Annotated in this window: 16 protein-coding genes; 7 read left to right on the top strand and 9 right to left on the bottom strand. The window is 62.1% G+C overall.

Going from position 1 to position 13,094, the window contains the following annotated elements; translation table 11 throughout:
* Positions 1–9: 9 nt before the first annotated feature.
* The gene (locus tag BLQ55_RS14090; RefSeq protein WP_018605561.1) at positions 10–270 is read right to left on the bottom strand and encodes an accessory factor UbiK family protein; all 261 of its coding nucleotides are present in this window, start codon (positions 268–270) and stop codon (positions 10–12) included.
* Positions 271–685: 415 nt separating this feature from the next.
* On the opposite strand from BLQ55_RS14090, the gene glnK reads away from it, so the two are divergent.
* From glnK to sutA, 4 genes are all read left to right on the top strand, one after another.
* A complete protein-coding gene (gene glnK, locus BLQ55_RS14085) occupies positions 686–1,024 on the top strand; it encodes a P-II family nitrogen regulator (protein WP_002555808.1) in 339 nt (112 codons plus the stop codon).
* Between the two features lie 33 nt (positions 1,025–1,057).
* Positions 1,058–2,392, top strand: a complete 1,335-nt coding sequence (locus BLQ55_RS14080) for an ammonium transporter (protein ID WP_092204738.1) — start codon at positions 1,058–1,060, stop codon at positions 2,390–2,392.
* 211 nt (positions 2,393–2,603) lie between these two features.
* The gene (locus tag BLQ55_RS14075) at positions 2,604–3,029 is read left to right on the top strand and encodes a secondary thiamine-phosphate synthase enzyme YjbQ (protein ID WP_003177301.1); all 426 of its coding nucleotides are present in this window, start codon (positions 2,604–2,606) and stop codon (positions 3,027–3,029) included.
* A gap of 102 nt (positions 3,030–3,131) precedes the next feature.
* The gene (gene sutA, locus BLQ55_RS14070) at positions 3,132–3,455 is read left to right on the top strand and encodes a transcriptional regulator SutA (RefSeq protein ID WP_092204737.1); all 324 of its coding nucleotides are present in this window, start codon (positions 3,132–3,134) and stop codon (positions 3,453–3,455) included.
* A 204-nt stretch (positions 3,456–3,659) separates the two neighbouring features.
* Here the strand turns inward: sutA and BLQ55_RS14065 are convergent, their stop codons facing one another.
* From BLQ55_RS14065 to BLQ55_RS14040, 6 genes are read right to left on the bottom strand one after another with little or no spacing between them, the layout of a single operon-like run.
* Positions 3,660–4,364 carry an HAD family hydrolase gene (locus BLQ55_RS14065; protein WP_092203283.1) on the bottom strand — a complete coding sequence of 235 codons (705 nt, stop codon included), beginning with the start codon at positions 4,362–4,364 and terminating at the stop codon, positions 3,660–3,662.
* Positions 4,361–5,260, bottom strand: a complete 900-nt coding sequence (gene xerC / locus BLQ55_RS14060; RefSeq protein WP_092203293.1) for a tyrosine recombinase XerC — start codon at positions 5,258–5,260, stop codon at positions 4,361–4,363. The genes BLQ55_RS14065 and xerC overlap by 4 nt, the downstream gene beginning before the upstream one ends.
* Positions 5,261–5,262: 2 nt before the next feature.
* Positions 5,263–5,985: a DUF484 family protein gene (locus BLQ55_RS14055; RefSeq protein WP_060740089.1), complete on the bottom strand. Its 723-nt coding sequence runs from the start codon at positions 5,983–5,985 to the stop codon at positions 5,263–5,265.
* A 13-nt stretch (positions 5,986–5,998) separates the two neighbouring features.
* Positions 5,999–6,829 carry a diaminopimelate epimerase gene (gene dapF, locus BLQ55_RS14050; protein WP_092203281.1) on the bottom strand — a complete coding sequence of 277 codons (831 nt, stop codon included), beginning with the start codon at positions 6,827–6,829 and terminating at the stop codon, positions 5,999–6,001.
* 4 nt (positions 6,830–6,833) lie between these two features.
* Positions 6,834–8,081, bottom strand: coding sequence for a diaminopimelate decarboxylase (gene lysA / locus BLQ55_RS14045; protein ID WP_092174851.1), 1,248 nt, complete (start codon positions 8,079–8,081; stop codon positions 6,834–6,836).
* Between the two features lie 9 nt (positions 8,082–8,090).
* Complete coding sequence (locus BLQ55_RS14040; protein WP_072406122.1) at positions 8,091–8,261, bottom strand: LPS translocon maturation chaperone LptM; 171 nt, start codon at positions 8,259–8,261, stop codon at positions 8,091–8,093.
* Between the two features lie 185 nt (positions 8,262–8,446).
* On the opposite strand from BLQ55_RS14040, the gene cyaY reads away from it, so the two are divergent.
* The 3 genes from cyaY (at position 8,447) to rnk (ending at position 9,622) form a co-directional block, all read left to right on the top strand.
* The gene (gene cyaY, locus BLQ55_RS14035; RefSeq protein ID WP_092203279.1) at positions 8,447–8,779 is read left to right on the top strand and encodes an iron donor protein CyaY; all 333 of its coding nucleotides are present in this window, start codon (positions 8,447–8,449) and stop codon (positions 8,777–8,779) included.
* 4 nt (positions 8,780–8,783) lie between these two features.
* The gene (locus BLQ55_RS14030; protein ID WP_092203277.1) at positions 8,784–8,999 is read left to right on the top strand and encodes a DUF1289 domain-containing protein; all 216 of its coding nucleotides are present in this window, start codon (positions 8,784–8,786) and stop codon (positions 8,997–8,999) included.
* A 212-nt stretch (positions 9,000–9,211) separates the two neighbouring features.
* Positions 9,212–9,622 (top strand): nucleoside diphosphate kinase regulator, encoded by a 411-nt coding sequence (gene rnk / locus BLQ55_RS14020; protein ID WP_060740094.1) that lies wholly within the window; start codon positions 9,212–9,214, stop codon positions 9,620–9,622.
* A gap of 13 nt (positions 9,623–9,635) precedes the next feature.
* On the opposite strand, the gene BLQ55_RS14015 is transcribed toward rnk, so the two are convergent.
* Together BLQ55_RS14015 and BLQ55_RS14010 are read right to left on the bottom strand one after the other, a co-directional pair.
* Entirely contained in the window at positions 9,636–12,476 is a 2,841-nt protein-coding gene (locus tag BLQ55_RS14015; RefSeq protein ID WP_092254480.1) for a class I adenylate cyclase, read from the bottom strand.
* A 168-nt stretch (positions 12,477–12,644) separates the two neighbouring features.
* Complete coding sequence (locus tag BLQ55_RS14010) at positions 12,645–12,893, bottom strand: TIGR02647 family protein (RefSeq protein WP_060740096.1); 249 nt, start codon at positions 12,891–12,893, stop codon at positions 12,645–12,647.
* Between the last annotated feature and the right edge of the window lie 201 nt (positions 12,894–13,094).

The raw sequence follows: 13,094 nt of genomic DNA, 5'->3' as shown, positions 1-13,094 counted from the left end.
GCGGCTTATTTATTGCTGGGCTGGAGCCAGTCGCGCTTCCAGCTCGGCGACCTTGGCCTCCAGGCTTTCGAGGCGTGCCCGGGTCCGGGCCAGCACGACCATCTGGCTGTCGAATTCTTCCCGGCTGACCAGGTCCAGCTTGCTGAAGCCGCTTTGCAGCAGGGCCTTGAACTGGCTTTCGATTTCGCTTTTGGGCAGCGGCGTGTCGCCACTCAAGATACGGGAGGCGTGGCCGCTCAGGGCGTCGAGGAGGTCTTTGGGCGCAAGCATGTGCAGGTGTCCTGGAAACGATGGCGGGCAGTGTACCACGCAGTGTCTATAGTCAATTCGCCAGCCAGGGATGCACGCTTTTCGCGCATGGGGCCGGGCGGCGCTGCACTGTTGTTGTGCGTATCGCTGCGGTTCGTGGTGCGGTGCACGTCGAGCCGGTGGCCAAGGGGCTGAAATCAGAGGGTTTGGGCACAGATGGCAAGGTTTCTGCTTAGAGGCTGATGACCCATGCACTGATGCAGTCGCTGTGACGAATGCAGTGCAGCAGGCGGAACGGGGAGTTTCGTCAGGATCGGTTAACTGGCACCTGTCGGGCAACTTGGGCCGACGACGCGTTACAAAGCCAGGCACTGCGCTTAGACTTGAGTCGGGTTTGTTTTCCTGGGGCAAGTCCACCAATTCGGGAGAAAGTTTCATGAAGCTAGTCACTGCCATCATCAAGCCGTTCAAGTTGGACGACGTGCGCGAGTCGTTGTCCGAGATCGGCGTGCAGGGCATTACCGTTACTGAGGTCAAAGGCTTTGGTCGGCAGAAAGGTCACACCGAGCTGTATCGCGGCGCGGAATACGTGGTCGATTTCTTGCCCAAGGTGAAGATCGATGTCGCCATTGACGACAAGGATCTGGACCGGGTGATCGAGGCAATCACCAAGGCCGCCAACACCGGCAAGATCGGTGACGGGAAGATCTTTGTGGTCAATCTGGAACAGGCTATCCGCATCCGTACCGGCGAAACCGATACCGACGCTATCTAAGCCGCCAAACCCAACGCCCCAGGAGAAAACAATATGACTCTGCGTAAATTCGCAGGGCTAGGAGCCCTGTTGTCCTTCGCAATGCCTGGCCTGGCCATGGCAGAAGAAGCGGCAGCCCCCGTCTTGAACTCCGGCGATACCGCCTGGATGCTCACGGCCACGATTCTTGTACTGTTCATGACCATTCCAGGCCTTGCACTGTTCTACGGTGGCATGGTCCGGTCGAAAAACATTCTTTCCGTGATGATGCAGTGCTTTGCCATTACCGGTCTGATCAGCATCCTGTGGGTCATCTATGGCTACAGCATCGCGTTCGACACCACCGGCATGGAGCAGGGCGTCGTCAACTTCAACTCCTTCATTGGCGGTTTCGGCAAAGCGTTCCTGGCGGGTGTCACGCCAGCCAGCCTGACCGGCCCGGCGGCGCTGTTCCCTGAAGCGGTGTTCATCACCTTCCAGATGACGTTCGCCATCATTACCCCGGCCCTGATCGTCGGTGCATTTGCCGAGCGGATGAAGTTCTCCGCCATGCTGATCTTCATGGGCGTGTGGTTCACCCTGGTGTATGCACCGATTGCGCACATGGTCTGGTCCGGCAACGGCGGCCTGCTGTGGGACTGGGGCGTGCTGGACTTCGCTGGCGGCACCGTGGTGCACATCAACGCCGGTATCGCCGGTCTGGTGGCGTGCCTGGTACTGGGCAAGCGCAAAGGCTTCCCGACCACGCCAATGGCACCCCATAACCTGGGTTATACCCTGGTGGGCGCGGCCATGCTGTGGGTCGGCTGGTTCGGCTTCAACGCCGGTTCCGCTGTCGCCGCCAACGGCACTGCCGGCATGGCGATGCTGGTGACCCAGATCGCTACCGCTGCGGCGGCGCTGGGCTGGATGTTTGCCGAGTGGATCACCCACGGCAAGCCAAGCGCGCTGGGCATTGCCTCGGGCGTGGTGGCTGGCCTGGTTGCAATCACCCCGGCTGCCGGCACCGTGGGCCCGATGGGCGCCCTGGTTATCGGCTTGGCGGCAGGTGTGGTGTGCTTCTTCTGCGCCACTACCCTCAAACGCAAGCTCGGTTATGACGACTCCCTGGATGCCTTTGGCGTGCATGGCATCGGCGGTATTCTCGGCGCGATCCTGACCGGTGTGTTCGCCGCACCGGCCTTGGGTGGCTTCGGCACCGTGACCGATATCGGCGCGCAAGTATGGATTCAATTCAAGGGCGTGGGTTTCACCGTGGTCTACACCGCGATCGTCACCTTCATCATCCTCAAGGTCCTGGACGCCGTCATGGGTCTGCGTGTCACCGAGGAAGAAGAAGCGGTGGGCCTGGATCTGGCCCAGCACAACGAGCGTGGCTACAACCTGTAAGCACACGCAAAAAAAATGCCCGGTTCGCCGGGCATTTTTTTGTCTGGAATTTGTCATTGCTCACAAGGTGTGGCGGTTTTTCCGACGCCTTTTGTTGTGGATGCGACATGGGTTTTTATACCGCCAAAGGCTTACATCGAGGCAAGAATATTAGGGCCTTTGTTTTTTCCCAGAGCGCGCTAGAATGCGCGCCGAACGTGCGGAGATCTGTATGTGGCAACAGACGCTGATAACCCTGCGGGCAAGGCCCCGGGGCTTTCATCTGGTGACGGACGAGTTGCTGGCCGGCCTGCCTGAACTCCAGGCGTGTCGTGTCGGTCTGTTGCATCTGTGGCTGCAGCATACCTCGGCCTCGTTGACCATCAACGAGAACGCCGATCCGGCGGTACGTCGAGACTTCGAACGATTTTTCAACCGGCTGATCCCACAAGGAACCGCCGGCTATGAGCACAACGACGAAGGCTTGGACGACCTCCCGGCGCACTTCAAGGCCAGTGTGCTCGGTTGCCAGCTCAGCCTGCCGGTTACGGCGGGACGGCTGGCATTGGGAACCTGGCAAGGTGTTTATCTGGGCGAGCACCGTGATCACGGCGGTGCTCGTAAAGTCCTCGCCACCTTGTACGGTGAAGGGGCATAACCGCTGATTGCCAGCGGATGTTGAATTTTTTCCGGCAGCCTTCGAACAGATGGCGAAGCTGGGCTATAACTAATCTGCTTTTCGCAAGTCATGAGGTAGAACATGAGCGACGATGATCTGGAAAACGACGACCTCGAAGTAGGCGACGAAGACGAGACCGAAGAAGGCCTTGAAGCGGTGGCTGAAGACGTTGCCGACGACGATGGGGCCGATGTTCCGGCACCTACCGCCAAGGGCAAGGCCAAGGCCGCGGTGTCGGTCGACGAGTTGCCGAGCGTAGAGGCCAAGAACAAGGAGCGTGATGCGCTCGCCAAGGCCATGGAGGAGTTCCTGGCCAGGGGCGGTAAGGTGCAGGAAGTGGAAGCCAACGTGGTCGCTGATCCGCCCAAGAAGCCTGACAACAAGTACGGCAGCCGCCCTATCTGAGTACCGGCTTCTTGCTTGCTGAAAAAGCCCGCCGTCGCTGCGGGCTTTTTCATGGGCGCGATTCTATTCCGGGCCAGGCCCTGTCCCTGTGGGAGCGAGCTTGCTCGCGATAGCGGTGGGTCTGTTGGCATCGATGTTGGCTGTGCCGCCGCCTTCGCGAGCAGGCTCGCTCCCGCAGAGGCTTTGGCGGCTGTGAAGCGGGGTTCAGGGTTGGCTATGCCACCCAGCCAGTAACCCCGGCAGTTCGGTCAGGCTGCGAATTTCCGCATCCGGTACATGGTCGGCATTCCAGGGCTTGCCTGCCGGGTTGAACCACACCGCGCGCAGGCCGGCCTGTTGGGCGCCGGCGATGTCGTCGCCCGGGTGATCGCCAACGTGCACGGCGGTCTGTGCCGTGGCGCCGCCGCGCTGCAGGGCTTCGTGGAACAACCGGGCGTCAGGCTTGGCGATGCCGATGTCTTCGGCGCACAAGGCGAACTTGAAGTAGTCCGCCAGCCCCAGGCGTCGCACGTCGGCGTTGCCATTGGTGACCACGCCGAGGGCGAAATGATTGGCCAGGATTTCCAGGGTGGGCTGCACCTCGGGAAAAATCTCCAGCTGATGACGGGCGTGCAGGAACGTCTCGAAAGCCTGGTCCGCCAGTTCAGAGGCTTGCCACTGGTCGTAGCCGGCATCCTGCAAGGCGCGGAACAGCACCCGCCGGCGCAACGCACTGATGCGATGCTTGAGGTTGGGTTCTTCGCGCAACACTTGCTCGCGAATCGAAAAAAGATGCTCCACCGGCAGCCCGCCCAGGTCCGGTGCGTTGTCGGTCAGCCATTGGCGGAGTATGGCTTCGGCGCTGGCGATCACCGGGGCGGTGTCCCACAGGGTGTCGTCCAGGTCGAAAGTGATGAGTTCGATGGTCATGATTCGTCGCCCTTGATGCGTTTGGCCCTGGGGTGGGCACTGTCATAGACCGTCGCCAGGTGCTGGAAGTCCAAGTGGGTGTAGATCTGTGTCGTCTTGATGTCCGAGTGGCCCAGCAGCTCTTGAACGGCGCGCAGGTCCTGGGAGGATTCCAGCAGATGGCTGGCGAAGGAGTGCCTGAGCATGTGTGGGTGCAGGTTCTGCCCCAGCTCGCGTTCGCCGGCGGCCTTGACCCGCAACTGAATCGCCCGCGGGCCGAGGCGCCGACCGCGTTGGCTGACGAATACCGCGTCGTCGGCGGGGTTGGCCAGGGCCCGCAGGGGCAGCCACAGTTCCAGGGCTTCACGGGCCTTGCGGCCGACGGGCAGCAGGCGGGTCTTGCTGCCCTTGCCGAGCACCTGGACCATGCCGTCGGCCAGGTCCAGTTGATCCAGGTTAAGCCCCGTCAGCTCTGAAAGCCGCAGGCCGGACGAATAGAACAGCTCGAGAATCGCCTGGTCGCGCCGGGCCAGGAAGTCATCTTCGACGGCGCCTTCAAGCAATTGCAGGGCGCGGTCGGTGTCGAGGGTCTTCGGCAGCCGGCGTTCGCCCTTGGGCGGTGCCAGGCCGGTGGCCGGATCGTGATCGCACAGGCCTTCGCGATTGAGGTAGTGATACAGGCCGCGCACCGCCGACAACAGTCGCGCCAGGCTGCGGGAGGACTGCCCCTGTTGATGCAGGCGGGCGATCAGGCTGCGCAAGCGCTGGATGTCCAGGGCCGACCAACTGCCGATGTTCTGCTTCTGGCACCAGCCCAGCACTTTTTCCAGGTCGCGGCGATAGGCCGACAACGTGTGGGGCGACACCTGACGCTCACTGCGCAGGTGTTCGCAGTAGGCGTCCAGTTGCCGCTCCATCATCAGCGTACCGAGCGCAGCGAACCGGCGACTCTTGGCAGCACCCGGCCGGTGACTTCGGCGATGTAGCTCAAGAACAGCGTGCCCACCGAACTCTTGTAGTGCTGCGGATCGCGGCTGGCGATGGCCAGTACGCCGTGCACGCCCTGGTGGGCGATGGCGACGACGGCAGTGGAGCCGATCTGCTTGCGCTGTTCTTCGCCGAACAGGAAGTCCAGCTCATGTTCGCGCAGGCTGCCGCTGACGCTTTTGTTTTCCGTGAGCAGGCCGCCGATGGCCGTTTGCGCTTCGGCGTGGGTCACCCAGCGGCCCACCGGCATGGCGTTGTCGCCAAACAGGATCAGGCTGACAAAGGGCACCTGGAAATCCTGGCGCAGACTGTCTTCGACGCTCATGACCAGGTCTTCGAGGGTGCTGGCGTCCATCAGGGCCAGGATCAGTCGACGGGTCTTGTCGAAGAGCCGGTCGTTGTCCCGGGCCACGTCCATCAGGTGCGAAAGACGATGGCGCATTTCGATGTTGCGCTCGCGCAGGATCTTCATCTGGTGCTCCACCAGCGACACGGTGTCGCCGCGCCGGTGGGGGATGCGCATCGTCGCAAGCAGTTCTTCATGCTCGACGAAGAAGTCCGGATGAGCCTCCAGGTAAGCGGTCACGGCCGCGACTTCTGGAAGGCTGGGAGATTCGTCGGGCTGTGGGGCTGGAACCTGTGGCTGATCGGTCATGGGTTTGGCTCACTCAAAGACGAACTTGTCCTTCGTATACGCGCACTGCCGGGCCGGTCATCATCACCGGTTGGCCAGGGCCTGCCCATTCGATGGACAGGCGCCCGCCGGGCAGGTCGATCAACAATGGCGAATCCATCCACCCCTGGCTGATCGCAGCGACGGCAGCGGCACAGGCGCCGGTACCGCAGGCCTGGGTTTCCCCGGCACCGCGTTCCCAGACGCGCAATTGTGCGCGGTGACGGTCGATGACTTGCAGGAAACCGACATTCACCCGCGCGGGGAAGCGCGGATGATGTTCGATTTTCGGCCCCAGCTCATGCACCGGGGCACTGTTGATATCGGTCACTCGCAGCACGGCATGGGGGTTGCCCATGGAGACTGCCGCCAGCTCCACCGTGTTGCCATCGACTTCCAATGGATAGCTCAGGGCCTGGGCCGGCGCTTCGAATGGAATGTCCGCCGGTACCAGGCGCGGGGCGCCCATGTTGACGCCGATCTGGCCGTCGCTGCGCACATCCAGTTCGATGATGCCGCTCTTGGTCTCGACACGGATCTGCCGCTTGGCGGTCAGGCGCTTGTCCAGCACGAAGCGGGCGAAGCAGCGCGCGCCGTTGCCGCATTGCTCCACTTCCGAACCGTCGGCGTTGAAGATCCGATAACGGAAATCCACGTCCGGGTTGTTGGGCGCCTCGACGATCAGCAACTGGTCGAAACCGATACCGGTGTGCCGGTCTCCCCATTGCTTGGCATGCTTGGGCAGGATATGCGCGTGCTGGCTGACCAGGTCGAGGACCATGAAGTCATTGCCCAGGCCGTGCATCTTGGTAAAACGCAGCAGCATGGTTTTACTCCGGCAGCAGGCTTTCGCCGGCAAACAACTCGGCTACCGTCTCGCGGCGACGCACTTCGAATGCCTGATCACCGTCCACCAGCACCTCGGCGCAACGGCCGCGGGTGTTGTAGTTGGAACTCATGACAAACCCGTAGGCACCGGCCGAATGCACGGCCAGCAAGTCGCCTTCTTCCAGCGCCAGCTCCCGACCCTTGGCCAGGAAGTCACCGGTTTCGCAGATCGGCCCGACGATGTCGTAGGGGCGGGCCGCGGTGTCGCGAGGGCGCACGGCGGTGACATCCATCCACGCCTGGTACAGCGCCGGGCGGATCAGGTCGTTCATCGCCGCATCGACGATGGCGAAATCCTTGTGTTCGGTGTGCTTGAGGTATTCGACCTGGGTCAGCAGCACGCCGGCATTGGCCACGATATAGCGGCCGGGCTCGAACATCAGCGCCAGGTCGCGGCCTTCGAGGCGCTCGCGCACCGTCTTGATGTAGTCGGCCACCAGGGGGGGCTCTTCATCGCGATAGCGCACGCCGACACCGCCACCCAGGTCGATGTGGCGCAGGTAGATGCCGCAGTCGCCAAGGCGGTCGACCAGCGCCAGCAGGCGGTCGAGGGCATCGATGAACGGTTCGAGGGTGGTCAGTTGCGAGCCGATGTGGCAATCGACACCCAGCACTTCCAGGTTTGGCAGTTGGGCGGCGCGTACGTACACGTCCTCGGCGTCGGCAATGGCGATGCCGAACTTGTTTTCCTTCAGGCCGGTGGAAATGTACGGGTGGGTGCCCGCGTCGACGTCCGGGTTCACGCGCAGGGAAACCGGCGCGCGAACGCCCAGCTCGGCGGCGACGACCTGCAGGCGCTCCAGCTCATCGGTGGATTCGATGTTGAAGCAGTGCACGCCGACTTCCAGGGCGCGGCGCATGTCTTCGCGGGTCTTGCCGACGCCGGAGAACACGATCTTGTCGGCGCTGCCACCAGCGGCCAGCACACGCTCGAGCTCGCCACCGGAGACGATGTCGAAACCGGCACCCAGGCGCGCCAGGACATTGAGCACGCCCAGGTTGGAGTTGGCCTTGACGGCGAAACACACCAGGTGCGGCATGCCGTCGAGCGCATCGGCGAACGTCCGGTACTGGGCTTCGATGTGGGCACGGGAATAGACGTAGGTCGGCGTGCCGAAACGTTCGGCGATCGCGGACAGGGCAACTCCTTCCGCGAACAGCTCCCCGCCACGGTAGTTAAAAGCGTCCATGGCGTTCCCTTAGTAGGTGGTGTGGGTGTCGTGCGAGTGTGTCTTGGATTGCGACGACTTGGCCTGTTCTTCAGGGGACTTGCTGTCATCAGGCAGGTACAACGGACCTTTTTGACCACAGGCTGTCACGAGGCAGGCAACCGCGACGAGCGCAGCAAGGGAAGAGATCAGGCGCTTCATGGCGAAATCCTTGAAAATGCATTAATTGCGCCGGAGTATACCGGCCACCCGTCAGCTTGCCTATGCAACGGGGCGCCCGTCCGGCGGCACTGTTGTCGTTGATCGGTATATCCTTTGCAATCGCCGGGCGGCGTCCGTATCTTGCGGCGCTTGAGCATGAGCAGACATTTTCGAGGTTGCCGCAAATGAGTTTGACTGAAGCCCGTTTCCACGATCTGGTCGATGCGACCCAGCAAACGCTGGAGGATGTGTTCGATGACAGTGGCCTGGACATCGATCTGGAAATCTCCGCCGGTGTACTCACCGTCAAGTTCGAAAACGGCAGCCAACTGATCTTCAGTCGCCAGGAGCCGTTGCGGCAGTTGTGGCTGGCGGCGGTCTCCGGCGGCTTTCATTTCGACTACGACGAGGAAAGCGAGCGCTGGATGTGTGACAAGAGCGAAGAGCAACTGGGTGAGATGCTCGAGCGCATCGTCAAGCTGCAGGCGGGCGTGGAACTCGAGTTCGAAGGCCTGTGACGGCGTGAGCCAGACCGCCCCGCCACGGCCCCCCAAGCCGCTCTACAGCAACGTCAGCCCCGCGGTGCCGTCGCCGTGCACCAGCGTGTGCAAGCTGGATGAGCAGAAGGTCTGCCTCGGCTGTTTCCGCCATGTGGAAGATATCCGCGAATGGCGCTCGGCCGATGATGAGCGCCGGCGGGTCATCTGTGCCGAGGCGCTCAAGCGCAGATCCCTGTAGGAGCTGCCGAAGGCTGCGATCTTTTGTTCTTGATCTTTGCGGTTTTCGCTTGAGGCTGAATTGCTCGGATCAAGATCGCAGCCTCGTTGCACTCGTCAGCTCCTACTGATAGTGTCCGGCTACGCCTCAATTCGTCGAGGCCCGTGAAAACCCCGCCTTTTTGTGGCGGGGTTTTGCTTTTTTTGTGCAGAAGAAAGGAGTCTGCCTGGATCATGACCGCACCTTCCATCACCCTTACCCGCCTGGACGTACAGCGTCTGGAACGCCTGATCGACAGTCTTGATGAAACGCTGCCAGGCGTGATTGCGTTGCAAACCGAACTGGATCGCGCCGAGAACGTGGTGGGCCACGAAGAAGTGCCTGCCGATGTCGTGACCATGAACTCGCGTGTGCACTGCCGCGAAGAAAGCAGCGGCAAGGACTATCACCTGACGTTGGTTTATCCACAGGACGCCAATGCCGACGAAGGCCGGATCTCGATCCTGGCACCGGTGGGCAGTGCCTTGCTGGGCCTGAAGGTCGGCCAGCACATCGACTGGCCGGCCCCGGGCGGCAAGACGTTGAAACTGACCTTGCTGGACGTCGAATACCAGCCCGAAGCAGGCGGCGATTTCCACCTCTGAGTGCCCGGGTGCTTCAGACCAGGGCCAGCGCCTCGTTCAGGGCGCGTTCCAGGTCGGCCTTGTAGCGCAGGTACAAATTGGTTGAGCAGGCCCCGTCGCCCACCAGCCCCGAGAGATCCAGGTCGGTGATGTAGCAGCGATAGCGCTGGGCTTCGCGGCGCTGTTCGACGATCTCCCTGGCGACCACGCGGAACAGTTGGTCGCCATGTTCCAGTTCGGAAAATTCCTGCTGATCGCAGTACAGGGTGACGTGCACCTGCCCGTGCGCCGCTTTGCCGATGATCGCCTGCACGTCATAGAACGGCTTGTCGACCGGTGTCTGTGGGGCTTGCCGCGCTTCGATCCGGCGCGCCCGGCCACCTGAAGGCAGCAACTGGTAGTACAGGGTTTCCAGGGTCAGCGGCTGGGCGGCGTCCAGCGGCAACAGGGCGTCGCGACGGTACAGCACCGATTGCAGGAAGCGCTGCAGCGGCACCAGCAGGCTTTGTTCGTCGTGATAGGGCACGTGCTGTTGCCACAGCGCATTGAATTCATCGAGCACGTACAGATCGGCTTCGTCCTCGTTGGTCCGGTAGAACACCTGGATACACTCGGGCTGGCCCATGGGCAGGATCAGCGCCAGGTCGTGGTCTTCCAGGGCCATCGGGTCCAGCTGCAAGGGGCTGTAGGCCATCAGTTCCTCGCCCAGGTAATCCATCAGCGCCGACAAGCTGCCCAGGGCCACATGATTGACCTGGCCGGGCACCAGTTCCAGCACGTGGTAATGCTGCTGGACCTGAAGCAGGTAGCGGTGATTGAGCCTGCTCAACAGCAGGGTCTGCGCCGTTTCGATGACTTCCTCGACCCGCCGCGCAATGAATTGGGCGCGGTTGTGGCAGAAGCAGCGCACCTGCAAGCGCGGTTGGCGCTGGGTGACGGGCAGGTCGTTGAGGTAGTCGCGCAGGCAGTCGAGCAGGGCGTGTTCGCCGTCGAAACGGTTGACCAGCACTTCATTCCAACTATTGAGCGTGACCTGGTCGAGGGTCAGCACCAGGTTTTCCCGGACCCCGGCATAGCTCAGGGAGTCGGTACGCTCGGTGGTCATCAGGATATTCAGGTCGCGATGGTGCTTGAGCGGGTCGACGCCGACATTCACCAGAATCAGCACTTCGCTGGGCACGCTGGCGCGCAGCAACTGCGCTTCATCCACCGTGACCAGGGGCAGGGCGATGGACTGTTGCAGGCTGCCCAGCAGGTTGAACAGTTCGAACTCGCTCAGGTCGCTGTCACCTGGGTGCAGCGCCAGGCGCGTGCTGCTGTCGATCACGCCGTTGCGGTGGCACCAGGTCAACAGCTCCAGCAACTCGCGGCAACGTTTGATCGGCGCGAAGTTCTCCCACTCCAAGGCGTTGAGGCTGCCGTTGTACAGGCCCCACTGGTTCTGCCCCGGTTCCTTCTTGTTGGGTGACTGGACCAGCGTCAGGGTGTCTTCGGCCAGGTCCGGCGCGATACCGGGGTTGATGAACTCGACCTTGTCGGCCTTGCGCTCGAAGGCGGCATACAAGCGCCGGCCAAGCACGTTGAGATCACGCTTGTTGATCAGGCTGACGGTTTTCTCGGTGCGGGCGAACTGGGTCAGGAAGCGGTAGCTGTGGGTGAGTTCGTTGACCAGGGCGCGCCGCTCGTGGCTGACCTGGCGGACTTTCCACTGGCTGCGGCTGTCCAGCAATGCCAGTTGACGCTGGTCCCAGCCCCATTCCCGGGCCAGTCGCTCAAGCAGTACCCGTTGCCAGCCACTGCTGCGCGCCTGGCCGGTGAGTTTGCGATTGACCTTCAGGTACAGCGCGCGGCGGATCAACTCCAGGCGTTCGGGTTCGCCACGGGCATCGAGGTATTCCTCGATGCGGCGGTAAACCAGCATGTACGGGTCCAGCTCTTCCAGGTCCAGGCGGTTGGCGAACACGGCCTGTTTGAAGCGCAGGCTCAGGCAGCGCACGTTCGGGTGTTCGCTGGCATAGACCTCGGTCAGCAGCAGCTTGAGCACGGACTTGTAGGGCGATTCGATACCCTTGAACAGCTGCCAGAGCCCGGCACCGACGAATTCGCCCGGCGGAATGTAGGCCAGGTGTCCCAGGTCCAGGGTTTCATCCGCGCGAATGAAACGCTTGGACATCAGCGTATGGGTGTACTGCTCGTAGTTCTCTTCTTCGTAGACCGGCACCAGCCACCAGATCGGCGTGCGCCCGGCCAGCCAGATCGCGGTGCGGTAGAACTCGTCCAGCAACAGGTAATGCTGGGTGGTGCCGCAATCGTCGGAACTGAGCTGGTTGTCCCGCTCGCCCCGTACGAAACGCGCCGGGTCGATCAGGAAAAAGTGGGCTTCGGCGCCCTGGGTCGCGGCCCAGGTCTCCAGCAACTGGCATTTCTTGCGCAGCTCGGCCAGTTCATCGTCGCTCAGGTCCGGCCCGTGGCACACCCACACGTCCATGTCGCTCTGGTCGGCCTGGGCCAGGGTGCCGAGGCTGCCCATCAGGAACAGGCCAAGGATCGGCCGCGGCGGGTTGCTGCCGTGCCGGGGCTTGTAGGAAAACGAACGGGTCAGCCGCTGGGCTTCGGCAAGGACGTTGGCGTCAGGTTCGTAGTTCGACAGCCCGGCGGGCGTGCTACCGGAGACGTAGCCGGGCAGCAGCGGATGGTTGACGTGGAAAAACAGCGGCAGCAGCGTCAGTACGCCTTGCTGGCGGGGCGACAGGCCTTCGAGGGCGCGCTCCAGCCGCACGGTGTTGAGCTTGAGAAAACGTGCGCGTAACTGGCTCAGGACCTTGCGGTCGATTCCCTCGTCCAGATCGGGGCGGATTTCATGGTTGCGGGTCATGTCAGCTAAAACCGGCTCGCGGCGTCGAACGTGGGGTGATGGCAGGTTAGCGCCCGGTCTTGGGAATACTTAAGCTGGAAACAGGATTTTTAATGCCGGTTCTTTACGCCGGGCGCCAGTGCGCCTGCGGAAATCCCGTAGAGGAGATTTCCGTGGGCGGCAGGGGGATCAGGCGGCTTCTTGTTGAACGCTGAGTATCGTCAGGACGGTTTGGACATTTTGGGCGGCATCCCGTCCCAGGCTGGTCAGGTAACCACCGTCGGGCTGGGTGATCAGGTCTTTCTCGTACAGGCGTTGGGCAGCGGCAATCGCTTTAGGGGCAGCGGTCTGATGAATTTTCAGGCCTTCCTGGGAACTGTCCAGGTTGAAGAGTGCAAGGATTTCCAGTTCGGCAACCAACTCAGGGGTAAGCGACATAAGGACTCCAGACTTTCTAGGAATTTGGACGACAGCGTCACTAAGGTGAGCGTAGTCGGCCGAGCTGTCCAGTGTCAGGGGCATGCTTTTTTTCTTTTGGGTGACGGAACACCGCTGTTCTGCCAGGTAGAGCACCTTGTGGCGAGGGGATTTATCCCCGCCGGACTTTGTAGGAGCTGGCGAAGCCTGCGATCTTTTGAT

Source organism: Pseudomonas sp. NFACC13-1 (assembly GCF_900104425.1).
GTDB lineage: Bacteria > Pseudomonadota > Gammaproteobacteria > Pseudomonadales > Pseudomonadaceae > Aquipseudomonas > Aquipseudomonas fluorescens_AA.
This window is presented reverse-complemented; position numbering and strand designations above follow the sequence as displayed.